The sequence below is a fragment of the Bradyrhizobium sp. 157 genome (assembly GCF_023073815.1).
Lineage (GTDB): Bacteria > Pseudomonadota > Alphaproteobacteria > Rhizobiales > Xanthobacteraceae > Bradyrhizobium.
Map to the genome: position 1 here is coordinate 112,738 of NZ_JADPKF010000073.1, position 21,849 is coordinate 134,586.

27 protein-coding genes are annotated in these 21,849 nt (G+C 59.4%); 24 read left to right on the forward strand and 3 right to left on the reverse strand.

The genetic code is table 11. The features are described from left to right. The first annotated feature begins 40 nt into the window (after positions 1–40). Positions 41–715, forward strand: coding sequence for a leucyl/phenylalanyl-tRNA--protein transferase (gene aat, locus IVA95_RS16290; RefSeq protein WP_247511383.1), 675 nt, complete (start codon positions 41–43; stop codon positions 713–715). Positions 716–818: 103 nt separating this feature from the next. On the opposite strand, the gene IVA95_RS16295 is transcribed toward aat, so the two are convergent. Further along, the gene (locus IVA95_RS16295) at positions 819–1,844 is read right to left on the reverse strand and encodes a DUF2155 domain-containing protein (RefSeq protein WP_247511384.1); all 1,026 of its coding nucleotides are present in this window, start codon (positions 1,842–1,844) and stop codon (positions 819–821) included. A gap of 245 nt (positions 1,845–2,089) precedes the next feature. On the opposite strand from IVA95_RS16295, the gene IVA95_RS16300 reads away from it, so the two are divergent. From IVA95_RS16300 to IVA95_RS16395, 20 genes are all read left to right on the forward strand, one after another. After that, positions 2,090–2,524 carry an SDR family NAD(P)-dependent oxidoreductase gene (locus IVA95_RS16300; protein WP_247511385.1) on the forward strand — a complete coding sequence of 145 codons (435 nt, stop codon included), beginning with the start codon at positions 2,090–2,092 and terminating at the stop codon, positions 2,522–2,524. Positions 2,525–2,658: 134 nt separating this feature from the next. Beyond that, positions 2,659–3,885, forward strand: coding sequence for a tyrosine-type recombinase/integrase (locus IVA95_RS16305; protein ID WP_247511386.1), 1,227 nt, complete (start codon positions 2,659–2,661; stop codon positions 3,883–3,885). A 61-nt stretch (positions 3,886–3,946) separates the two neighbouring features. Further along, positions 3,947–4,351 (forward strand): hypothetical protein, encoded by a 405-nt coding sequence (locus IVA95_RS16310; RefSeq protein WP_247511387.1) that lies wholly within the window; start codon positions 3,947–3,949, stop codon positions 4,349–4,351. Between the two features lie 170 nt (positions 4,352–4,521). Further along, on the forward strand, positions 4,522–4,734 hold the full coding sequence (locus IVA95_RS16315) for a hypothetical protein (protein ID WP_247511388.1): 213 nt from the start codon (positions 4,522–4,524) through the stop codon (positions 4,732–4,734). Positions 4,735–4,767: 33 nt separating this feature from the next. Beyond that, positions 4,768–5,022, forward strand: a complete 255-nt coding sequence (locus IVA95_RS16320; protein ID WP_247511389.1) for a hypothetical protein — start codon at positions 4,768–4,770, stop codon at positions 5,020–5,022. A gap of 11 nt (positions 5,023–5,033) precedes the next feature. Then, the gene (locus tag IVA95_RS16325) at positions 5,034–5,237 is read left to right on the forward strand and encodes a hypothetical protein (protein ID WP_247511390.1); all 204 of its coding nucleotides are present in this window, start codon (positions 5,034–5,036) and stop codon (positions 5,235–5,237) included. A gap of 73 nt (positions 5,238–5,310) precedes the next feature. Next, positions 5,311–8,394, forward strand: coding sequence for a bifunctional DNA primase/polymerase (locus IVA95_RS16330; RefSeq protein ID WP_247511391.1), 3,084 nt, complete (start codon positions 5,311–5,313; stop codon positions 8,392–8,394). A 250-nt stretch (positions 8,395–8,644) separates the two neighbouring features. Next, positions 8,645–9,097, forward strand: a complete 453-nt coding sequence (locus IVA95_RS16335; protein ID WP_247511392.1) for a hypothetical protein — start codon at positions 8,645–8,647, stop codon at positions 9,095–9,097. 4 nt (positions 9,098–9,101) lie between these two features. After that, complete coding sequence (locus IVA95_RS16340) at positions 9,102–9,458, forward strand: hypothetical protein (protein ID WP_247511393.1); 357 nt, start codon at positions 9,102–9,104, stop codon at positions 9,456–9,458. Positions 9,459–9,533: 75 nt separating this feature from the next. After that, positions 9,534–9,890 carry a hypothetical protein gene (locus IVA95_RS16345; protein WP_247511394.1) on the forward strand — a complete coding sequence of 119 codons (357 nt, stop codon included), beginning with the start codon at positions 9,534–9,536 and terminating at the stop codon, positions 9,888–9,890. 12 nt (positions 9,891–9,902) lie between these two features. Further along, the gene (locus tag IVA95_RS16350; protein ID WP_247511395.1) at positions 9,903–10,787 is read left to right on the forward strand and encodes an HK97 family phage prohead protease; all 885 of its coding nucleotides are present in this window, start codon (positions 9,903–9,905) and stop codon (positions 10,785–10,787) included. A 152-nt stretch (positions 10,788–10,939) separates the two neighbouring features. Then, positions 10,940–11,164 carry a hypothetical protein gene (locus IVA95_RS16355; RefSeq protein ID WP_247511396.1) on the forward strand — a complete coding sequence of 75 codons (225 nt, stop codon included), beginning with the start codon at positions 10,940–10,942 and terminating at the stop codon, positions 11,162–11,164. Positions 11,165–11,367: 203 nt separating this feature from the next. Then, entirely contained in the window at positions 11,368–11,589 is a 222-nt protein-coding gene (locus IVA95_RS16360) for an HNH endonuclease (protein ID WP_247511397.1), read from the forward strand. Positions 11,590–12,078: 489 nt separating this feature from the next. Continuing rightward, a complete protein-coding gene (locus tag IVA95_RS16365) occupies positions 12,079–12,468 on the forward strand; it encodes a hypothetical protein (RefSeq protein WP_247511398.1) in 390 nt (129 codons plus the stop codon). A 66-nt stretch (positions 12,469–12,534) separates the two neighbouring features. Next, on the forward strand, positions 12,535–12,684 hold the full coding sequence (locus tag IVA95_RS16370) for a hypothetical protein (protein ID WP_247511399.1): 150 nt from the start codon (positions 12,535–12,537) through the stop codon (positions 12,682–12,684). Positions 12,685–12,796: 112 nt separating this feature from the next. Continuing rightward, positions 12,797–13,042, forward strand: coding sequence for a hypothetical protein (locus IVA95_RS16375; RefSeq protein WP_247511400.1), 246 nt, complete (start codon positions 12,797–12,799; stop codon positions 13,040–13,042). A gap of 16 nt (positions 13,043–13,058) precedes the next feature. Continuing rightward, positions 13,059–15,413, forward strand: coding sequence for a hypothetical protein (locus tag IVA95_RS16380; RefSeq protein ID WP_247511401.1), 2,355 nt, complete (start codon positions 13,059–13,061; stop codon positions 15,411–15,413). 27 nt (positions 15,414–15,440) lie between these two features. Beyond that, positions 15,441–15,791 carry a hypothetical protein gene (locus IVA95_RS16385; protein ID WP_247511402.1) on the forward strand — a complete coding sequence of 117 codons (351 nt, stop codon included), beginning with the start codon at positions 15,441–15,443 and terminating at the stop codon, positions 15,789–15,791. A gap of 115 nt (positions 15,792–15,906) precedes the next feature. Then, on the forward strand, positions 15,907–16,992 hold the full coding sequence (locus IVA95_RS16390) for a phage baseplate assembly protein (RefSeq protein WP_247511403.1): 1,086 nt from the start codon (positions 15,907–15,909) through the stop codon (positions 16,990–16,992). A 53-nt stretch (positions 16,993–17,045) separates the two neighbouring features. Continuing rightward, positions 17,046–17,606, forward strand: coding sequence for a hypothetical protein (locus tag IVA95_RS16395; RefSeq protein WP_247511404.1), 561 nt, complete (start codon positions 17,046–17,048; stop codon positions 17,604–17,606). Positions 17,607–17,646: 40 nt separating this feature from the next. Here IVA95_RS16395 and IVA95_RS16400 read toward each other — a convergent pair whose 3' ends face one another. Both IVA95_RS16400 and IVA95_RS16405 read right to left on the reverse strand, forming a co-directional pair. Further along, the gene (locus tag IVA95_RS16400) at positions 17,647–17,952 is read right to left on the reverse strand and encodes a hypothetical protein (protein WP_247511405.1); all 306 of its coding nucleotides are present in this window, start codon (positions 17,950–17,952) and stop codon (positions 17,647–17,649) included. Positions 17,953–18,250: 298 nt separating this feature from the next. Beyond that, a complete protein-coding gene (locus tag IVA95_RS16405; protein ID WP_247511406.1) occupies positions 18,251–18,556 on the reverse strand; it encodes a hypothetical protein in 306 nt (101 codons plus the stop codon). A 273-nt stretch (positions 18,557–18,829) separates the two neighbouring features. Between IVA95_RS16405 and IVA95_RS16410 the strand changes: the two genes are divergently transcribed. From IVA95_RS16410 to IVA95_RS16420, 3 genes are all read left to right on the forward strand, one after another. Continuing rightward, positions 18,830–19,252, forward strand: coding sequence for an SDR family oxidoreductase (locus IVA95_RS16410; RefSeq protein ID WP_346658016.1), 423 nt, complete (start codon positions 18,830–18,832; stop codon positions 19,250–19,252). Positions 19,253–19,347: 95 nt separating this feature from the next. Next, positions 19,348–20,295, forward strand: coding sequence for an alpha/beta hydrolase (locus IVA95_RS16415; RefSeq protein WP_247511408.1), 948 nt, complete (start codon positions 19,348–19,350; stop codon positions 20,293–20,295). Between the two features lie 129 nt (positions 20,296–20,424). Next, positions 20,425–21,813, forward strand: a complete 1,389-nt coding sequence (locus tag IVA95_RS16420) for a sodium:proton antiporter (protein ID WP_247511726.1) — start codon at positions 20,425–20,427, stop codon at positions 21,811–21,813. The last annotated feature ends 36 nt before the right edge of the window (positions 21,814–21,849 follow it).

Genomic DNA, 21,849 nt, shown 5'->3' on the forward strand with positions numbered 1-21,849 from the left:
CACGTAGCGCTGGCGCGCTGCCTCCTGCTATCATCGACACATGACCTCGCGCGAGTCTGCTGTTTCCGAAATCACGCCCGAAGTGCTGCTGCGGGCCTATGCCTGCGGCATCTTCCCGATGGCCGAGAGCGCCGGCGATCCGACGCTGTTCTGGGTCGAGCCGGAAATGCGCGGCGTCATTCCGCTCGACGGCTTCCGCATCGCCTCGCGGCTCGCCCGCACGGTGCGTTCGGACACTTTCAGCGTTACGGTCGATACCGCTTTCAAGGCGGTCATCGCGGGCTGCGCGGCGCCGCAGCCGGGCCGCGATGACACCTGGATCAACAAGCGCATCCGCGATCTCTATCTCGGGCTCCACGAGCTCGGACATTGCCACAGCGTCGAGGTCTGGCAGAACGGCGATCTCGTCGGTGGCCTCTACGGTGTCAGCCTGGGACGAGCGTTCTTCGGCGAAAGCATGTTTCACCGCGCGCGCGACGCTTCCAAAGTGGCGCTGGTGCATCTGGTGGCGCGGCTGATCGCAGACGGGTTCGAGCTGCTCGACACGCAATATGTCACCGAACATCTGCGCAGTTTTGGAGCGGTCGAAATTCCAAGGCGCCGCTATCGCGCCTTGCTCGACAAGGCGATCGCGGGCGAGCCAGCGGATTTTATGCGATTGCCGCCCAGCATCAGCGGCGCGGAAGCGCTCGCGATTATCGCGAAGGGTATCTGATGCGCGTGTAGCCCGGATGGAGCGAAGCGCAATCCGGGATCGGTGTCACCGCGGAGAGAGGGCCCCGGATTTCGCTGCGCTCCATCCGGGCTACACTTAACACCTAATTCCCGAACAACCCACCAAACAGCCCGCCCGGCCGCTGCTGCGGCGGAGGCGGCGGGGGGGCCTGCTGCGGCTGCTGCTGGAATTGAGGTTGCGGTGGCGGTCCTGGCGGGCGCGGCGCCGCCTGCTTCGGCGGTGGCGGACGCTTCGCAGCCGGCGGCGGCGCGGCCGACTTCGCCGGATCGGGCTGCGCGCTGACGATAGTCTGGTCAGGGCCTTTGCAGTCGGTGAGCCAGATGTCGTAGACCGGGTGCTCGACGCCGTGCAGGCCGGGACTGGCGGCGAACATCCAGCCCGAGAAGATCCGCTTCACCTCGCCTTGCAGCGTGATCTCGTCGACCTCAACGAACGCGTCGGTGTTGGCAGCTTCCGTCGATGGGCGCGTGTAGCAGGCACTGGTCTTCACGCGCAGCGCGCCGAACTGCACGGTCTCGCCGATGTCCTCGTCGAAATTGATGATGCGGCCGGTGATCTTGTCGAGGCCGGAGAAGCTCGCCTTCTTGTTAGTGATCTTGGTGGCCGGCGGCTCGGACACGACCTCGTCGCCCGGCTGCAGGGTCGCCGGCGAATTGGGCACGCCCTTGGCTGGGGGCTGCCGCTGACCCGGCGGCGCGTTGGCGACGCCCGGACCTCCGGGCTGCGGCGGCTGAACCGCGACGCCCGGCTGCGTCCCCTGCGGAGGGGCGGTGGTGCCCGGCGGCGGCGCCAGCGGCTGCGACTGGAAACTTCCCGGCGGCGGAGCGCCCTGCCCCGGCGGCGGACGGTTTGGCGTCGGCAACAGGCGGCCGCGCGGCAGTTCCGGCACTTCCTCGTCGTCGTCGGGGAATTGTTGCTGCTGTTGATTGCCGCGGGGAATGGCACCCGGCGGCCGCAGCGGCGGATCGGAAAAGATATTGCCGATCTGCGCCTGCGAGGGCGGCGCAAGCGAGGTCATGGTGGCGGCAATCAGGGCCGCAAGACCGGTCAGGGCAATGGTTCGAAGCATCTCGCGCGGCTTTAACAGGGCGAATCGGGCTCGCGACATAGTACAGACTTATCCGCCGCTCGCGTCCCTCCCGGTTAACACGCTGATTACGGCGGGGAAAGGGCGGTAGCCCCGTTCCCGCCGCACTCGATCATGGCCCGGAAAGGCGGAAGCCGGTTTTCGGAACATCGCTCCATGATCTAGTCAGCCCCGCCTGCAGATGGAATAGTGGCCCCGATCGCGCGGCCCCGCGCGAAAACCACCAAAATCCGGGATAACCGGACGAGCCAGAGGAAACCTCAGACATGCCCGATCGAATTCGCCTCGATGGCCGGGTTGCCGTCGTGACCGGCGCGGCCGGCGTCATTGGAACCGCGACCATCCGCCTGTTGGCCGAGCGCGGCGCCCGTATCGTCGCGATCGACCGCAAGGAGCAGGATCTTGCGGCCGCCATCAAGGACCTGCCGGCCTCGGCCGAAGCGCTCGCGATCGCGGCGGACGTCACCCGGGAGGAAGAAGTCGCGGAATATGTCCGCGCCAGCGTCGACAGGTTCGGCACCATTGATGCGCTCTACAACAACGCCGGCATCGAGGGCGACATCAAGCCGATCCCGGAATATTCGCTGGAGAGTTTTCGGCGCGTGCTCGACGTCAACGTGGTCGGCGTCTTTCTCGGCATGAAGCACGTGCTGCCCGTGATGTTGAAACCTCGGCGTTTATCCGGGCAGGAAGCCGCATAAGTCGCACGAGCCCTGTTTTTCGGCCCCGAAGCAGCGTACAGCACGTGTTGATCGGGGCAGGAAGCGGACGATCGGGGCACGAGTTGTGCCCCATACGCTTCCCACGCCGACAGCAACGGAGCACGGGAAGCACAATGAAACTCACGGACAAGACTGCAGCGGCGCTGACGCTGCCAGCTGGCAAGCTCGAACACTTCGAATGGTGCGAGACCACGCCCGGTTTCGGCGTGCGGCTTCGCAAGACCGGCGATGAGATCGCCCGGCGCTGGTACATCCAATTCCGCGTTGGCAAGCAACAGCGCCGCGAGAGCTTAGGCGACGTCAGGAAGGTGAAGGCGGAAGACGCGCGCACGATCGCGCGGAATCGTTTCGCCAAGGTCGAGCTTGGCCAAGACCCGACCGCCGACAAGGCCGCCGCCAAGGCCGAAGCGTTGAAGCTGACCCGGACACTCGGCAAGACGGTTGAACAGTATCTCGCCGCCGTCGAACGCGACTTGCGGCCATCGAGCTATGCCGCCAGCGTGCGCTATCTTCGCAAGCACTTCGAGCCGCTGCATTCGATGCCGATCGACAGCATCAAGCGCGCCGACATCGCGTCGCGGCTGGAAGATTTGAAAGCAGAGCATGGCATCGTTGCCGCCGCCCGCGCCCGATCGGTTTTAAGCGCCCTCTTCGCTTGGTCGATTGCGATGGGCTTGGCTGAAAACAATCCGGTTGCTGGCACGCTCATTCCCGACAAGGGCAACGAGCCACGCGAGCGCACGCTGAGTGATGACGAATTGAAAATCATCTGGGCCAATCTTCAGGATGACACGTTTGGCCAAGTCGTGAAGCTGTTGACCTTGACAGGATGTCGGCGCGGCGAGATCGGCGATTTGCAATGGAGCGAAATCGATTTGCAAACCGGCGTGATGACGCTGCCGCCCGAGCGCACCAAGAACGGCGACGGACTGGTATTGACGCTGCCACCATCGGCGCAGGCCATCCTGAAGGCGATCCCGCGCAACCAGTTTCGCGGCGACTTTGTTTTCGGCAAGCGCGGCCAGAAGGGTTTCAATGCGTGGTCCTATTGCACGCTGGCCCTTAACGCGCGCATCACCGCAAGCGGCAACACGTTGGAGCCGTGGACACTTCACGACATCCGGCGCAGCGTCCGCACCGGCCTTGGCCGCATCGGCATTCCGCCGCACATCGCCGAACGCGTCATCGGCCATCTGCCGCCGAAGCTTCAGCGCACCTATGACCGTCACGATTATAGCGGCGACATCAAATCAGCCCTGCTGCGCTGGGCCGATCATGTCGAAGCAATCATTGAAGGCCGCACAAGCAACGTGATCGATATCAAGCACGCCGCAAATTAAACGGCCGCTGAAGCGCGGGAAACGCTTCAACGGCCTACCATGACCATGAGGGATGAATTCGATGGCCAAGGATGGCAACAAATCTAACAGCACAATCGCAGCAATGAAAGCCGCGCAACGCCAATTGCAGCGCGCCGATGAGGCCGGACTATTCGACGGTATGAAGGCATGGGCCAACGCGTGGCACGAAACGGAAGCCCCTGCAGATGATCCGCCGCCCGAACGCACTGCACCGCCTAAGCCGACAGCCAAGCCGCCGCGCTGGGCGACGGACCAGAAGTTAGGACGGCAAAAGCGCGCAGAACTTATGATGGTCGATCGCAAGCTATTTCCGAACGGCGTTGCCGATATCTCGGTGGCAGTGCTCGATGACGCACTGGCCAAGGAATGCAAAAAACACCACCTCAAAACATGGAAGCGCGACACGACCGCCCGTGCGAAAGCGATCGTGTTGAAGTTTAAATAAGGTTCTCGCACAGAACCTCACTATCGAACGGCGCTGGCAACAGCGCCGTTTTTGTTTTGCGTATTTGCGTATTCGTTTGCGTATTTGCGTAATTGCAGCGTCTCTGCGCTTTCCAGCATGCTCCTGCACATAACGGCGCGGCTCAGCGCCTAACTGCAGGAGGTTTTTTTATGAGCACCGACGTTCAAGATCGCGAGCCAACGTTCATCGAATTGGAAAGCTTGAAGCCCTTGCGTCCGGATATCGAGGCGATCACGTCGCTCTCGATTGACAGTCTCCACAGGTATTACGCGAAATACATTGTGAAGCTGTCGCCTCGCCGCAGCGGCATGAAGCTGCGTCACGCGCTGGCTATCGCCTCCGGAAAACTTTCCAAAGACTGACCAACCTCAAACCAGCATGAAGAGGGAATGATCATGACTGACGATGAAGTAAGCAATCTTTGCGACAGCTTGCGATGCGCCGGCTTCGAAATCGACAACGACGATAATCCACGTTCGACGAGCTGCGAGGTGTTCATAGCGCCTCCGCACTCGGATGATGACGGCTTTCAGATCACCTTGGTCGTGAACGGCTGTTTCGTCATCGAGATCGAAACTACGCAAATCACGAGCCACAAGATTCCACCGATCAACATGGTCGATGAAATCAAGCGCTCGATGATGAACTGAAGGAGGCACCGATGATTTCGCAGATTGAAGGGCTGCGGCGGGAAAAGCTGGAAGCGATTGCCGCCAATCGGCTGTTCGACGAGTTCATCGAAGAGCGTCGCGCAATGGTCGCGCAATGGATCGCCGACTACTACGTGGACCGCGCCGCCGCTGAGATGTTGTCCCGCCACTATCGGCACGCTCTGAAGGCTCTCGCACAGGGCACTTTCCACTAAGCGCATTTGGGGCAAGCACGCTGCAAACGTACTCGCCCCAAAAACATTTGTTGTCCCTGCTACCGGACCCCGCATGCTTAACATCCCGCCACACGCGATGGCAACGGCCGAGGCTGTCATCATTCCGGATTTTCGGCGTGCCGTTGCCGCGGCGATCAAGGCCTATAAAGCCTCGGGGCAGATGACCGATGCTGCGCTCGCCTATGCGCGTTTCGGTGTCCCGGTTTTCCCGGTCAACGCGCGAAGCAAGAACCCGGTAGCCGCGAAGTTGAAGGATGAGCACGGCAATCCGATTGATGGCAGCGGAGGATTCAAGCGGGCGACGACTGATCCGGTTCAAATCCTCCAATGGTGGCCGCGCAGCAGATTCAAAAAGCGCAACGAGCATCTAATCGGCGTTCCCATGGGGATGGCCAGCGGCGTTTGGTGCGCGGACATCGATACCAAAAGCGGCGGGCATGCCAATGACGGCTTAGCGGTTTGGCAGTCGCTGCAAGACAAGCACGGTGCGATCAAGACCCGGCAACATCGGACGGCATCAGGCGGCTTGCATGAAATTTTTATTTGGTCGCCGTCACGTCCGATCACGTGCCGTCGCGGCAGCGTTCCCGGTGGCATCGATGTCAAAGCCGAAGGCGGTTACATCGTCGTTCCACCGAGCAAACGCAAAGGTAACGACTATGTCGTGACGATCGATGCCGCGCCGCGTGAGGCACCGGGATGGCTTTATAATTTGATCGGTGAAGCTCCGGCACCAAAGCTATCGGCTATTCGTCACGATCCGACGAAGCCGCGCAATGCCTTCCAAGAATTCGGCGCGATGACGAGCCGATTCAATTCTACCTTTAGCCTCGACGAGCTGGCCGAAGCGATGGATGTCATCCCGAACAATGATTTGGAGTATGACGACTGGAAGAATATCGCTCTGGCGCTGTATGCGGCGACCGATGGCAGCGATGAAGGTCTTGCGCTGCTCATTGCGTTTTCGGAGAAGTCGAAGAAGTACAATAGACTCACAACGGTGTTGACGTGGCGTGAGATCAAATCCTCGCCGCCTTCGATGACCGGTGCTGGCAAGCTGTTCAAGCTGGCTCGCGGTAACAAGACAGAGCCGACGCATGCGGCTGCTAACTTTACCGAGATCGAGAATGCGCGAAAAACGATCGCACGGCACGTCAACAACTTCTTCAATCCGAATATCTGGCACAAGTATGGCGACCTTTGGTCCGGCACTGGTGCGGTTGAAGCGCTTCGCATTGATACCGGACTTGGCAAGACAACCGCCGCGCTCGATGCGATAGCGGCAAGTCTTTCGCGCCCGCCTGCCGAAGACGAGCAACCGGTAAGGTTGATTCACTATGTCGTGCCGACGCGAAAGCTCGCGCTTGAAATCGTCGAGAAGCTTAAGGCTCGCGGTATCAATGCCCGTCCGTTCTTTGGCCGTGAGGCTGATGATCTGGAACGTCCCGGCGACAAGATGTGCTTGCAACTCGATGTCGTCGATATCGCGATCGAAGCCAAACTTGATGTTTCGAAGTCATGCTGCAAGCGCGGTGGCGACGTCTGCCCGATGTTCAATGAGTGCGGTTTCCAACGTCAGGGACGCGATACGGATGATGTGCAGGTTTGGGTATTCGCAAACAACTATTTGTTTCTGCGACAGGACGTGCTCGGCACGCCCGATTTGCTGATCATTGATGAAAGTTTTTGGCAAAAGCAATTGCGCGGTATCGATGACGACGAGCGCATGCCGCTGTCACTAACGTTCCTGGGTGATGATCCCGAGATGCGCGCAGTCGGTGAGGCGTTGAAACTGCAGCCGGATGATGGCGGGCTGCAATTGAGCTACGCGCGTGGTGCAGGCAATTTCCACACGTTGACCCAACTGATCCATCAGAAATGGCATCAGATCGAGGAAATCCAACGCACGCTTGCCATGCGACCGGGTATGAACGCGGCGGCGATCAAATCGCATATGAAAAAGAACGGTGTGCGGCTGAAGCGTATCGCGTATCTGTACAGCGCTCGCGTGCTACTGGAAGAGCTGCGCGATATGATCCTCGACGGAATTCCGGTTTCCGGCCGCCTGCAACTGTCCACCGACGATAGTGTTCGCATGATCCAGTGGCGCGGCGTTGCTGACGTCAAGGATCAGTTTCGGGTGCGAACGCTGATGCTCGATGCGACACTGCCATCGATCGATATCTTGCGTGTATCGCATCCGCGCGTGAAAGTGAGATGCGAAATTCAAGCGGCACTTCCTGATGCCGTGAAGATAAGGCAAGTGCTCGATGCGCCGACGTCGAAGACGAAGCTGATTGACGGCGACGCCGCCGAGAAGCATCAGCACGAAGTGTTGCGCTATATCCTGCAACGATGGATCGAGACGGGACGGCAGAAGGCACTTGTCATCTCGCAACTCGACTACGAGGAATGGCTGAAGGATAAGTTGCCGCCGCAGATCGCCACGGCGCATTACAACAACATTGCCGGTCTTGATACACATGGTGATGTTCGCTTGCTGATCTTGGTCGGGCGACCGCAGCCGGGTCCTGTTGCGATCGAGACGATGGCGGCAACACTGTCAGGTGCGATGCCGGAAGGTGTTCCGGAATCTGAAAATGGTTTCGATTGGTTTTCGCGCAAGCGCCGTGGCATCCGTATGCGGGACGGCAGTGGCGTTGCCGTGATCGGCGACGAGCACCCCGACCCTTTTTGCGAGGCGATTCGGCAGCAGATTTGTGAGGCTGAACTCGTGCAGGCACTTGGCCGCGCCCGTGCCATCAACCGTGATGCTACATCGCCGCTCGATGTCGATCTGATGTTCGATGTCGTGTTGCCGATCACCGTTGACGAAGTCGATCTTTGGCAACGCCCTTCGCTTTGCATCTCGACCGCGATCGACGGCGTGATGCTGGAAGCGCCTGATCATATGATGAAGCTTTGGCCGGAGCTGTGGCCAAACAGGAAGGCCGCGACACGATCGCTCGCAAAAAGTTTGCCGCAGCTACCGGGCTTCGAGCGGCATCAATACCAGCCGAAGGGGCGAAACCAGAAATGGCGCATCGCATGGTTCGATCGCTCCCTGATTACTGATCCGGCCGCATGGCTCAACGATCGCTTAGGGCGGCCCGTCACCATGAGGGCAACACCATGACCGGGACCGCCACGACCCCTTTAAGGGATTTGTCCCAGTGTTCGCCCCGCCGAGACCCCGAACACTGGGACAAAATCCTTAAGGGGATTCTCTATAAGGATTTTGTCCCAGTGTTCACCCGAACCAATACCAGAACACCACTGCTCAATAGACATCGTGTCGAGAGACAGGGCGACGCCAAAATTGGCGCTCTTGCCCGCCTCTGTACTCGCGCCCTCATCATCAGCCTCGAAAATGGAGAACCAACCTCATGAGCCGCCAACTGGGATTGCGTGAAGCCATCACTAAGCTTGCTGAACTGGGACCGCTTGTTATCGAGGTGATCGATCCAACGGTGCGACCGTCACCGGAGGAAGACCCCGACAACGTGGCGCTGTTCGCCCGCGCCGCTGATCGATTCATCGATGAGATCAAGGGCGATCACAGACCACGCTGCATGCTTTGCCGAAGCGTTCGCTGGCTTGCCGACATCGAGCGCAACTCAACGCGTCCCGCCGCACTTGCGATCGTTGCCGTTGCGCCCGAATTCCGTTGCGATGCCGATGATGATCCCGCGTTTCATGTAGTAGGCATCTGCGCGGCCTGCACCAAGGACCCGACAACATTGCGTGAACGCGTGCTCAACGCCCTTCGCACATTGTTTCCAAACATGCAGGCGTTCCGCGCGAGTGAAGTCCCAAACATGCCGCCACGCCGGACCTGATCATATGCTGCAGCGATCAACAACACTAAACGCGTTCCAGCTATTTGGGCATGAGATGCGCCAACTCTACGGCGATTTGATGAGCTATGCCGTCACCGTCAACGTCAATCCCAACACACTCAAATCGCAAAAGCTTCGTGATAGACGAAAAGCGAACCGCCGCGACCCTATCGATTTTTACAACGTGCCGCTCAGACGATCTCACTTCAATCGGCATCTCGCCGCGTTCGAGCAAGCCATGCCGCTCGAAGCGCGCGCCCTATCGTTGGACGACAAGCGATGGCGCGATAATTTCGCCAAGGTGGTCTTACAAACTATTTTGGAAGATTGGACGATCACGCCGCCAAGAACGCGCCGCTAAAAATAATTGCACCGCGGTGCACATTCCGCGCTTCCACCATGATAGATCGGATTCGAAGCGAGAGAGCAGAGAGCGATGCGCGTGATCGGAGTGGTTATTGACGGCGAATTACATAATCCGCAAGGCGCAAGGATCAGTCCGCCGCGCGAACCGCAACGCGCACTCACGGCACCTGACCGTCGCCGAGACGATGCGCTGACGAATGGTCGTCGCCGCTCTGATCATCCCTTGGCCGAACCGATGCGCGATCCAGTTGCCGAAGCTGCATCATTGCTGGCTCGCGTTGCGCGGCTGGCTCACGGACTGAGCGAGCCGGATCAGCGACGCGTTCGCGAACTGGTTCACGCCACGGCATCGATGTTGGCGGCAACGACTGTATTGGACCGCGGTGACCAGCGACTGTTCGAACGCGCCTTGCGCGAAGAAGCCTGAAGAGGACATGTGATGCCCGACATTTATCGAAAGACCAGTTTCTCGCAGGTGGGTGATGACGTGCTGAAGTTCGTCATGTCCGATGCAACGCCCGATCGCATGGGCGATGTGATCGAACCCAGCGGCTGGAATCTCAGCGAGTTCAAGAAAAACCCAATTGCGCTGTTCAATCACAATTCGGACTTTCCGATCGGCAGATGGGTAGATGTCAAAATCGAAAGCAATGCGCTGACGGGCCATCTGGATATGGCTCCGCTCGGCACATCTCCGCGAATCGATGAAGCGCGACGGTTGGTTCTTGCGGGTATCATGCGGACAGTAAGCGTTGGTTTCATCGCGGAGGAAACCGCGCCGCTTTCGAATGGCGGCACGCGGTATCGTCGTCAACGATTGATCGAATGTTCCCTGACTCCCACGCCAGCCAACCCTAATGCACTGCGCATGGAAGCGCGCGCCTTGGGCGTCAGTGAAACGGTGATCAAACAACTGATCGATCACCCTCCGAAAAATGCATCATTCAGCCAGCGCGCCGATCATGCTCGCTCTATGCTGTCGGGAGTACGAGCGCGAGCGAAAGGGCGAGCAAACGCGGAAGCCATAATCAAGCGCGTCAACGAGAAAGTGCGAGCCGAGATGGCAGAGCGTGAGCGCGCCAGAAACGCCCGGCAGCGCGCGCTTGATATGGAAATCCTGAACGCAAGGCCCGAAGACGTCCTCGCGGTCGTTATCCGGCAGGACGAAGACGCGCAGCGCCGTTTGGACAAGCACAATCTGCTCGTGACCGAACGGCGGGCTAGCAGGCGTGCGGATCAGTTTGCGGCGTACGTACGCCAAGGCGCCGACCCCCAACAGGTGATGAGGGCTTACTTGGATCGCCTCTTGAACCCCGACGATTGAAGGTCACTACACGCGGAATATTTTGCGCAACGAGAGTAACTAACACGAACACACTAGCGACACTTCGAACCCATGACGGACGAGTACGTCAGCACTTGCATCGGTTCTAAGCCTACATCCGAAAGGGTTAACCGATGACGACGAGACATGACATGACACACGAACTCGCCGCACTTCCAAGTGCTGAATTCATGGTGGTGATCGTGAACGCGACCATTCAACGAGGCGAACCAGCACCGATGGCGACCATTCGATCACTCGCCGATCTCATTGCAACGATGGGCATCACGTTGTCGGCACATCAGCGCATCAACGTGGCGGAGACTTTCCGCGATGTCGCCGACAAACTGGAACGCCCATTACTCGATTCGAACTGAAGGCGTTTGGCGTGCACCCTCAGTTCAACACGGCGACGCGAGCTGGGCAAGGACGCCATCACGCTCGCGTCGCGCCCCAACACTTCGTGAGGAATGAAATGCAAGGCGATGATACGGCACAGCGACCTTGGCTGCGATGGTATGACAATCGACGATGGCGAAGACGCGCAGCGCTGCAGAAGAGATTGCACCCGACATGCGCGATGTGTGAAGCCAAAGGATTGATCGCACCTGCTGAAGTCGCCGATCACATCATGCCGCACAAGGGTGATTATCAGCTGTTCTGGTATGGTGAACTGCAATCGCTGTGCGTCCCTTGCCACAACAAGAGCAAGCAACAGCTTGAGCATCGTGGATACACGACAGACATCGGCGCTGATGGTTGGCCAACTGATGCGAGGCATCCGGCGCTCGCTAATAAGTAGCGGGAGGGGGGCATGCAACTTTATGTAGAGCGATCAGCGACCGTGCGGCCCCTGCCGTCGCAACTTTAATCGTCCGGAATTTTCATAGGTGTACGAACAACATGTTAAAACGCGGAAGAAAATCCCTCGCATCCCGCTTGATACCGAACGTAACCGGCGAGCAACCGCGTGTGACCGCACCGGCAACGCTGACGCCGCGCGAGCGAAAACTTTTCAACGAAATCGTTGCCGCATGCGCACCTGATCATTTCAGGGAAAGCGATGTGCCGTTGCTGGCCAACTATATCGCGGTGACATTGCTGACGCAGACCACGCGAAACAAGCGGAAGGAATTCACAACGTACGAGAAAGCGTGTCGCCTTCAGAAATCCTTGGCCACATCGTTGCGCTTGGCCCCGTCAACACGCAGCGATCCCAAGACGATCGCGCGACAAAACGTCGGGCCATTCCTTCCGGTACCATGGGAAAACGAGGATCGGAGCGAAAACGATGACTAACAAGATCAAGCGCACCCGATCCGAGAAGAACGCGCAATGGATCGAAAAATTTTGCAGGGTGCCCGCTGGCGCACGCAAAGGCGATCTCGTTAAGCTCAACAAAGAACAGAAACAGTTGCTCGCAGATATTTACGATCACGACGACGCGCCGCGCGACATCCCGGTGACCGGTGAAATGGCCGCCTATCTGGCCTTGCTTCACACCGTGGGCATTGAAGCGCCGACTGGCAACGATCCCGATGCGCTGCCCGCCGTCGCTCCCGATCCGTGGTCGCTGTGGGGCGCGACATCTCCGGAGCTGCAAAAGTACATCGAGCGCGACGGCGCGGGCGCGATCGTATGTCCCGCGCTTGGCCTTCGCTTCCCGCGCCGCGCCGCGTAATTCAAAAACGGCGATCATGCTGTACCGCGGTACAGGATGACCCGCAAACAGAGAGAGGATAACAAGATGGAATTATCGACGATGGAAATTCACACGCTTCTCAAGCTGCAGCTGAAGCGTATCGAACCTGACGCCGATCGAATCATCGAACTCGCCAACGAGCTGAAGGCCGCGCGTCAACGCGATCGAGCCGCCGACAAGCGCCGCGCCGCATGAACGATCAACAGGAAGGCGACAAGCCGAAACAGCGCCGCGTTCACGTTCACCGTTTGCAAGCGGGCTTCGAAGCGAAGCGTCATCTCAGAGCTGACCACGACAAAGAGGGCGCATGCGATACACCGAGCGGGAAGCCGTCCAAACTTATCAGCTAGCGAGAGCGCTGATCAGCGAGCACGGCGACACGCTGGCAATCGACCCGCTACTGACGATCAAGCTTCGCGGCAACGTGCTGACGATCGTCTGGCGGCCGTACGGCCTCGATGAAGTCGTGATGGTCGCGATCGATGGCACGCCGCCTGAGATCGTGACCTTCAAACCATCGCGAGCTTGGAAACGAATTCTGCAGAGAGCATGATTGGAGTGAACGAACCATGGCCGACGATGCTGAAATCATAAGGGCGAGGGTCAACGCGTCGTTTGCGTCAATTCAGCGCGATCTTGAAAACCTCAATCGAAAGGCCAAGGAAGTCACCGACAGCGGCGGCGGCCTTGGCCAATTCGATGGCATACTCGGCCGTCTCACGCGCGGCATGATCGGCACCACGGGCCTTGTCGCTGGCCTCTATCAAGTCGGCAAGGCGCTGGAGAACGTCGCGGCATCGTCCGTTGGCCTTCAGATGATGAGCCGCAACGCCAACCTTGCAACGGAAGACGTCAGCCGATTGCAACAAGCGTTTCGCCGTCTCGGCATGTCTACAGGCGAAGCCGACAACACAATCACCACGCTGACCAGCAAGCTCAACAATTTGCAGGCTTTCAAGGAAGCCAGCGAAATATTTCAGACCTTGAGCAAAGCCGAAGGTGGCGCTGCCATTGCCAGCCAGCTGAAGGCCATGGTCGAGACCGGCGACCAGATGGGCGCGATCAACAAAATTTTCGAAGTGTTTCAGCGCCAAACCGAAGCGGGCAAGATCGCTTGGGCGCAATACTGGGGCGTCAGTGTCGCGGCGATGGAGAAAGGCCCCGACGCGATCAAGAAAAACATCGATGCGCTGAAATTGAATCGCGAAGAGGCCGAGCGATACCACAACATGTGGGTTGACTTCGAAGTCAAATTCGGCGGCCTCTGGAAAAAGATCGCTGGCCACGGCATCGAGGGCGTCAACACCATCACCGAGCACCTGCGAAGCCAAGGCTTATCGGCCAAGTCGATCGCCGATTCAGTCAACGCCGAGACCGATAGCGTTCTGGCGAAGATCAAGGCGACGATCGACGAAATCAAAACCATCAAGGATTCAATCGACGCGATCAGCGGCGACGATCCGGCCAAGGGCAAGGAAGGCGCGCAAAAACTTTTTGGCATGATACCGCTGCCCGGCGAAGGCAAGCAGCCATTTGGCTCATGGGCCGATTTCCTCAACCTGACACCATACGAGGCATTCACGGGCGAGCGTTTCGGCGAACAGCCAAAGCCGTTCACGCCCGATCGTTATCGTGGGCGCGGATCGCAACCGCTTGGCGGCTTCAAGGACAAGCGCTCCGACCTTGGCACGCATTCCGGCATCACCGATTTCTCCGGCATGCGCCGCACCGAAAGCATCGAGGAACAACAAACCTCGACCCTGACCGACATCAGGGACATTCTGAAGCGCATCGAGGAAGGCCGCGGCGGCTCCGGTGGTGGTGGCATCAGCCTGCCCGGTGGTGGCCGCGGCATGCTGGGCGAACGCCTTGGCATGTACTCAGGCGGCGGCACACCGGGTGTCGGTCCTACCAGCGTCGGCAAGGGCGGTGATCCGCGCGGCATGGAAGGCTACATCCGCGAGGCCGCCAGAGCGCGCGGCATCGATCCTGATACGGCTGTGGCTGTGGCCAAGTCGGAAGGCTTGCGCACCTTCCTTGGTGACAATGGCAAGTCAGGCGGTGCCTTCCAGCTCTACACAGGCGGCGGCCTTGGCAACGAGTTCCAGAAAAAGACCGGCCTCGATCCGCTCGACCCAGCCAACGAGAAAGCCACGATCGATTTCGCGCTCGACCATGCTGCTAAACACGGCTGGGGTGCCTTCCACGGCGCAAAGAACACCGGCATTGGCCCGCGTGCTGGCATTGGCGGAGTAACGCCCGCGCCCGGCGACGGCAAGATATCGGCCTCGACATTCGGCGGCACCGTGCTGGAACGGCAAGGCCGTGTCGCTGGCGTCCGTAAAGGCCCGCTCGATCCGCAATTGCGCACGGCCCTCGACTACGCCAGCGCCAATTCCGGTCTCACCGTTGACGTGACGTCAGGCGGCCAGCGCATGCACGGCGCACCCGGTGCGGTCGGCTCGCACCGTCACGACTTTGGCCGCGCCGCTGATTTCAACTTGCGTGACGCCAACGGCAACATCGTGTCGCCCAACGATCCGCGAGCCATCGAGTTCTATCGCTACGCGGCACAGGCTGGCGTGACCGGTGGCGGTGAAGGCTACATGAGCGACCCGAACAAGATTCATTTGGATCGCGCGGGCGGAATCTATGCTGGCTCCCGCGCCTTCCGTGAAGCGCTCATGCGCGGCCAGAATGAGAGCGCTCAGTTCGAAGCCGCCCGTCGCGCGATGGACGGCAGGAAACAATCCGTGTGGGATGGCAAGGTCTCGGCGGAAGTCAAATTCCTCAACGTGCCGCCCAACGTCTCAACCAACGTCGATACGTCCGGCTCGCCCTTCCACGAGCTGCAAGTCAGCAAGTCACGCCAGAACGAAGTCGCAGGCGGCACCACCGGCCAGCCCTTTGCAGGCGTCTGGTAATTTCTAACCTGACAGGAGAAACGACCCATGGATGACATGATCGAAAAGGAAACGAAGTACGTGAAGATCGTAACCGAGTCGGACGGCACGAAGTTTGTCGAGAACTATTTTGTGGGGCCGAACGGGCAAAAGGGCGATACGTGGTCGCGCTATCCGGTGATCGATACCGTGAAGGATTGCGAACTCACCGAGACAGGTTGGCGCGGTACCTTGAATGACGGCACCATCCTTGATTGCCGACAGGATGATCACACCATCAAACTGCCACCGCACAAGCGCCGCCCTGACTTCGTTCACTACGTCAAGGACGGCAAGAGCGTTGGAGCCATGATCTTCACATGGAAAAAGCAACGCCGACAAACAGCAACATCAGCCTAGCCGACTTTGCATCATCGAGAGCGAAACGAGTTGGCGAAAGATCGCAAGAATAGCTCTTTCGCAAAACCAGACTGACGAAGAATCCAAAAATGAGAGTCTTCGCAAACGAGGGGAAATGACGATGCCAGCTTGGCCGAAGCAGACAGAGACCGTTGTTTTAACGGTGAACGGGAGGGACTATCGGGACTGGGAATCGGTCATGGTCCGGCATGAACTCGGCGGAAGGCCGCCGTATCTCTGTCGATTTACATGCTCCGAAGGTCTGCCGATCGCCAACAACTTCGCCAAGCTGCAGATCAAGCCCGGCGATCGTTGCACCGTGACGCTGGCTGGCTTTCCGGCCTTCAGTGGCAAGGTGATGACGCGCCAAGTTTACTATGACGCCAATCGTCATCACATTGAAATTCACTGCGGCACTTACTCCGAACTTTCAACTGCCAGCGTGATCAGCCCGACCAACGAATGGAAAAACAAAACCTTCGAGCAGATCGCAAAAGACGTGCTTTCAAAAGCTGGCCTCAATCTCGTTTTCGAAGGCGGATCGGCACCCAGCTACAAATTCCCACGCATCTCGGCAACGCCCGGCGAGCCGATCGATGACTTCCTCGAAATGATGGCGCGCTCGCTTGGGTCCTACGGCCACATGGCGTTCACGTCGAACGTCAGCGGCGACTTCGTTGTGGTGATGGGGCCAAGCGGCGGAAGCGATAGCGTCACCGAAGGCAAGGACATCATCATTGGCCGCGAGATTATTTACAACGAGGCGATGGCCTCTGCAGCGCCAGCGATCGCGCAAGATGCTGGCAGTGACAAAAAATGGGGGGCGGATGTTTCACACGTTCCGTATGCGACGATCCCCACCGGTACCGAATTCGGCGGGCAGCTGCCCGGCGTGATCGCCAGCGAGCTACCGACAGCCGACACTCAGCTTCTCAAGAGCCGCGCCACGACAGAGGGCAACTGGCTCGACGGTGACCAGATCACGGTCATCGCCACGGTGCACGGCTGGTTGCGGCCGAGTGGCGGCCTCTGGCAGCGAAACCAAACCGTGATCGTCAACAGCCCCATGTTGATGATGAACGGCACGCCGCTGACCGCCAAATCAGTGACCTTTACCCAAGACAACAACACGGGCACGCGCACCACCCTCGACCTACGCAACCCGCTCGCGCTCGGCGCTGGCGGCCCCCCGATCAGATAAGCGCGGGACTGGTGTATGATGCCGGGCGACCGAATCGCCGCGAGGCCAGCCGAATGACAGAGACACGTAAGTTTCATGGTCAGGACGAGAGGGACGCGCACGCTCTTGCGGTAGGAAAGATCGCGCTGGCGTGGAACGAATTTCACGAAACCTTGGGTGAGCTATTCGCCCGGCTATTCGTCAAACATCATCATGCTACTGCGCTCGCGATTTGGCACTGTCTCGATAGCGATCGAACTCAACGTAGATTGCTCAGGGCAATGGCTGAAACCCAACTTCAGTGGAATAAGAAGGGGCTCGAAGAATTGATTTGGCTTCTGAATCAAACAGACCGAATACTTTCTGAGCAAAGAAACGTCGGGGTACACGCTCCCTTGATGTCATTCACTGAAACGGACGGCACTCACAAGATGCTACCGCTCTCCATGTATGGGAATCGGAACGCCGCGAAAATTGAAGGCCGTGACATCCTCAGTGAATATGCTCACTACGAAAAGCAAATCCGTCAGATGGGCACATTTGCCTTTGCGCTGAGCTTCAAACTCACGGATGCCAAACACAATCCTGATGACGACTGGCCGCCGCGCCCGAAGTTGACTGGGAGACCGACCTAAACCCCCGGCCTCGAAGGTCTGGGCCCACGGGCCCAAAGGTTCACCGACATTTTTTCGGTTTTTGTTTGGGATGCACTGGCCGGATCAACACGGGCTCCGGCTCCGGCATCTTGCGATAGACCCAATGGACCGACACGGGCTCCGACTTTGGCACCTTGTCATAGACCCAATGGATCGACACGGGCTCCGACTTTGGCGTTTTCTTGTACACCGGCCGGACCAACACTGGCTCCGGCTCCGGCGTTTTCTTGTAGACCGGCACGACCGCGATCGGCGGCAGCATCACGACCTGCTTGAAAGGCTTCAGCGCAATCGCTTTCGGTTTGCGAACGATCTTCTTCGACATGCAAAGCCCCTCCCTCAGAGGCCGGATGGCAGTGACGATGACGCGCACGATGGAAGCGCGGTCACCGACTAATGGTGATGGTGAAAATGGATCGAGGCCCGTCTTGGTCGCTGGACGCTCTGGGTGCTGGCCGTAGGGACGGCTCTGACCGCTTGGTCTCTGGACGCTGGCGCGGGACGCCTCAACGCTCGATCCGCGCGCAAGGTGGAACGCCTCGCCCTGATTGTCAATGCCGCACGGGCTTGCAAAACGAGCGGCACGAATGCCGCTCGCCCTTGCTAAGTTTTGAGGGAGGCGACTAGGCCGAACGTCTCGACGCGGCGACTTGCTTACTGCCGATGTGGGTTTCTTCGTTCAACACTTGGCTGACGCGGCCCCAGTTAATGCGGTAGGCGAACGCAATTTCTTGAATGATCTGGCCGTCCCATCGGCGCAGCCAGACGTCCACCGCTTCCTCGAAAGTGAACTTCGTTTTTCGAGGCGTGTTGTCTTGAGTGATCGGAGTATTCATGCTTTGGTTTTCTTTCAGCTTGGGGCGCAAAGCCCCGGTTGAAGACCATGAACGAAACCGGGTGTTCTGTAGGGGGATGCCCGGTTTTTTCATCAGCGAATCATCATCGCCACTACTGGGAATACAGCCAAGTAGGACTCATCCGAAAGCGAGATCGGTTCCTGACCCCGTTTTCCCCAAAACCTGTGAATAGACGAAACAGCGGGGAAAGCTTTCAGCGCCCCCACGGGCTGGCGCGGACCGGCCGCCCGTGCATTTATTTGCCTTGGGATGGGCCAAGACACCGGCTCACCGGAAGGCCATCCCAGACGCTTCCCACGGCGTTTTAAGCGGGAAGCGCCCGGCCCCTAACCCACCGTTTTCATTGTGCTTCCCACGAGTAGAGAGGTTTCACGCTCCATGTTGTTGAAGCAGAACAAGGGCAGCATCATCAACACCGCCTCCATCGCCGGCCTGATCGGCTCGCCGATGATCGCCGTCTACAGCGCCAGCAAGCACGCCGTGATCGGGCTTACCAAGAGCGCCGCCTGGGAGTGCACCGGCACCGGCGTGCGGGTGAACTGCGTCTGTCCCGGCCTGATCGACAGCCGGATGCTGAGCACGATCCTGCAGGGCCGCAATCCCGGCAATGAGCCGCCGCAGACCGAAAAGATCGTCGACCGGATTCCGGCGCGGCGGCTCGGACAAGCCTCCGAAGTCGCCTCCATCGTGGCGTTCCTGGCCTCCGACGAGGCCAGCTACGTTTCCGGCTCCGCCTATACTGTCGATGGCGGTCGCACCGCCGCCTGACGTCGTTCCGGGGCGATGCGCAGCATTGAACCCGGAACCTCGAGATTCCGGGTTCGCTGCGCGCCCCGGAATGACAACTCAAAACGAGAGGTCTCATGCCCGTCACGCTCGATCCCGATGCCGCCGCCGTCTACAAAGCTTTCCAGGAGGCGGGCCGTCCCGCCTATGAGACGCTGACCGCGCCGGAAGCGCGCGAATATTATCGGGCCGCCCGCGTCGTCAGTAATCCCGAACCGCCGGCGCTCGAGTCGAACAAGCCGCTCGCGATCCCCGCGCCGCACGGCACGATTCCGGCGCGCATCTACACGCCGAAGACGCTGCGCAAGAGCGACGGCCTTGCGCCGTGCCTGGTATTCTTTCACGGCGGCGGCTGGGTGATCGGCGATCTCGATACCCATGAAGTGGTCTGCCAGAAGCTTGCCCATGAGGGCGAGTTGATCGTGATCTCGGTCGACTACCGGCTGGCGCCGGAGCACAAATTTCCCGCTGCCGCCGACGACGCCATCACGGCGACGAAGTGGGTTGCGGCCAATGCCAGCCAGCTCGGCATCGACGCCGCCCACTTGCTGGTCGGCGGCGACAGCGCCGGTGGCAATCTCGCCGCCGTCGTGGCGCTCGCTGCGCGCGACGGCGACGGCCCGAAACTCGCCGGCCAGGTGCTGATCTATCCCGCCACCGACTTTGCGATGACGCATCCCTCGCATAGCGAGCCCGAGACAAGCATCCTGCTGACGCACTCCGTGATCAAATGGTTCTGCAACCATTATCTGAACGGCGCGGCCGACATCGTCGATTGGAAAGCCTCGCCCGCGCGCACGAAAACGCTCGCCGGCCTGCCGCCGGCCTATGTCCTGACCGCGGGCGCCGATCCGCTGCGCGACGAGGGCGCCGAATATGCCGCACGGCTCAAGGAAGCTGGCGTGCCCATGACCTACCGGCATTTCCCCGGCCAGTTCCACGGCTTCTTCACCATGGGCAAGCTGCTGCAGCAGGCCAACGTCGCCGTCAGCGAAATTGCAGTCTGGCTGAAAGCACTGCATTAAGAGCAAGCGCGTGGTTATCTTCTTCCAACTCGTTCGCTCGTTGAGGACACCTTGATCGAAACCTTACCTCGCATGTTCCTCGCCTCGGGACGCCATCCCAAGATCGATGGGCTTAGTCCACTTGGCATCCTGGCCGGAATCGCGCTCGCGGTGACGCTCCCGTCGGAAGCACTGGCGGCCGAATTGGACGGAGCCCAGCTTGGTCTTGCATGGGGCTTGCCGTTCGTCGGCATCCTGCTTTCAATTGCGCTCTTCCCCCTCCTTGCGCCGCATTTTTGGGAACACCACCACGGCAAGATTGCGTTGTTCTGGCCAGCGCTCGTCGCAATTCCGATGGCGCTGTTTGTCGGGCTAACTGACACCGTGCATGCGCTGGCTCATACCGCTCTGCTGGAATACATCCCTTTCATCCTGCTTCTGCTGGCATTGTTCACGGTCGCAAGCGGAATCGTGGTTTCCGGCAATCTTCACGGCGCCCCGATGACAAATACGGTGCTACTCGGCATCGGAACCATTCTCGCCAGCCTGATCGGTACCACCGGCGCGTCCATGGTGATGATCCGTCCGGTCCTTCGGGCCAATGACGATCGAAAGCACAACGTGCATGTCGTGGTGTTTTTCATCTTTCTGGTCTCGAATATTGGCGGCTCTCTCACACCGCTCGGTGATCCGCCTTTGTTTCTCGGCTTTCTCCGAGGTGTGGATTTTTTTTGGACGACACAGCACTTGTTTCCTGAAACGCTTTTCACGGCAGGAATCGTTCTGGCGGTATTCTTCGCCCTGGACACCATCATCTACAAGCGCGAAGGGCACGTGCCGGTCGACCCCACGCCGGATCAACCCATTCGCGTGAACGGCGGACTCAACTTGCTGCTGGGGGGCGTCATCATCAGCGCTATCCTGCTCAGCGCCAAATTGCAGCTCGGTACGGTTTCGATTTGGGGAGTCGAGGTTGCAATCCAGAACCTCTTGCGTGATGCCTCTATGATCGTGGTGACTCTTGTGTCCCTTCTGGTCACGCCGAAGCAGAGCCATGCGGCGAACGGGTTCTCGTGGGTTCCCATTGTAGAGGTCGCAGCCCTGTTTGCGGGCATCTTTGTCACGATTATTCCCGTGTTGGCGATGCTGCGCGCCGGGAGTGCAGGCGTCTTCGCCCCACTCGTTGCCATGGTGACGAATGCGGACGGAAGCGCCAACATCGCTGCTTACTTTTGGCTGACCGGCGCACTCTCTTCTTTCCTGGACAACGCCCCGACGTATCTCGTTTTCTTTGAGTTGGCAGGAGGGCGGGCCGAGTGGCTGATGCGGGAGGGCGCATCGACGCTCGCGGCAATCTCGGCCGGCGCGGTGTTCATGGGAGCGAACACTTACATCGGAAACGCGCCGAACTTTATGGTCTATGCCATTGCCCGCCAGCAGGGCGTAGAGATGCCCAGCTTCTTCGGTTACATGCTCTGGTCCGGGTGCGTATTGCTGCCAGTGTTCGCCTTGGTCACGTTGGTTTTTTTCCGCGGCTGAGTCGTTCACTTGCTGCGTGAAGGCGTGGCTACAGGC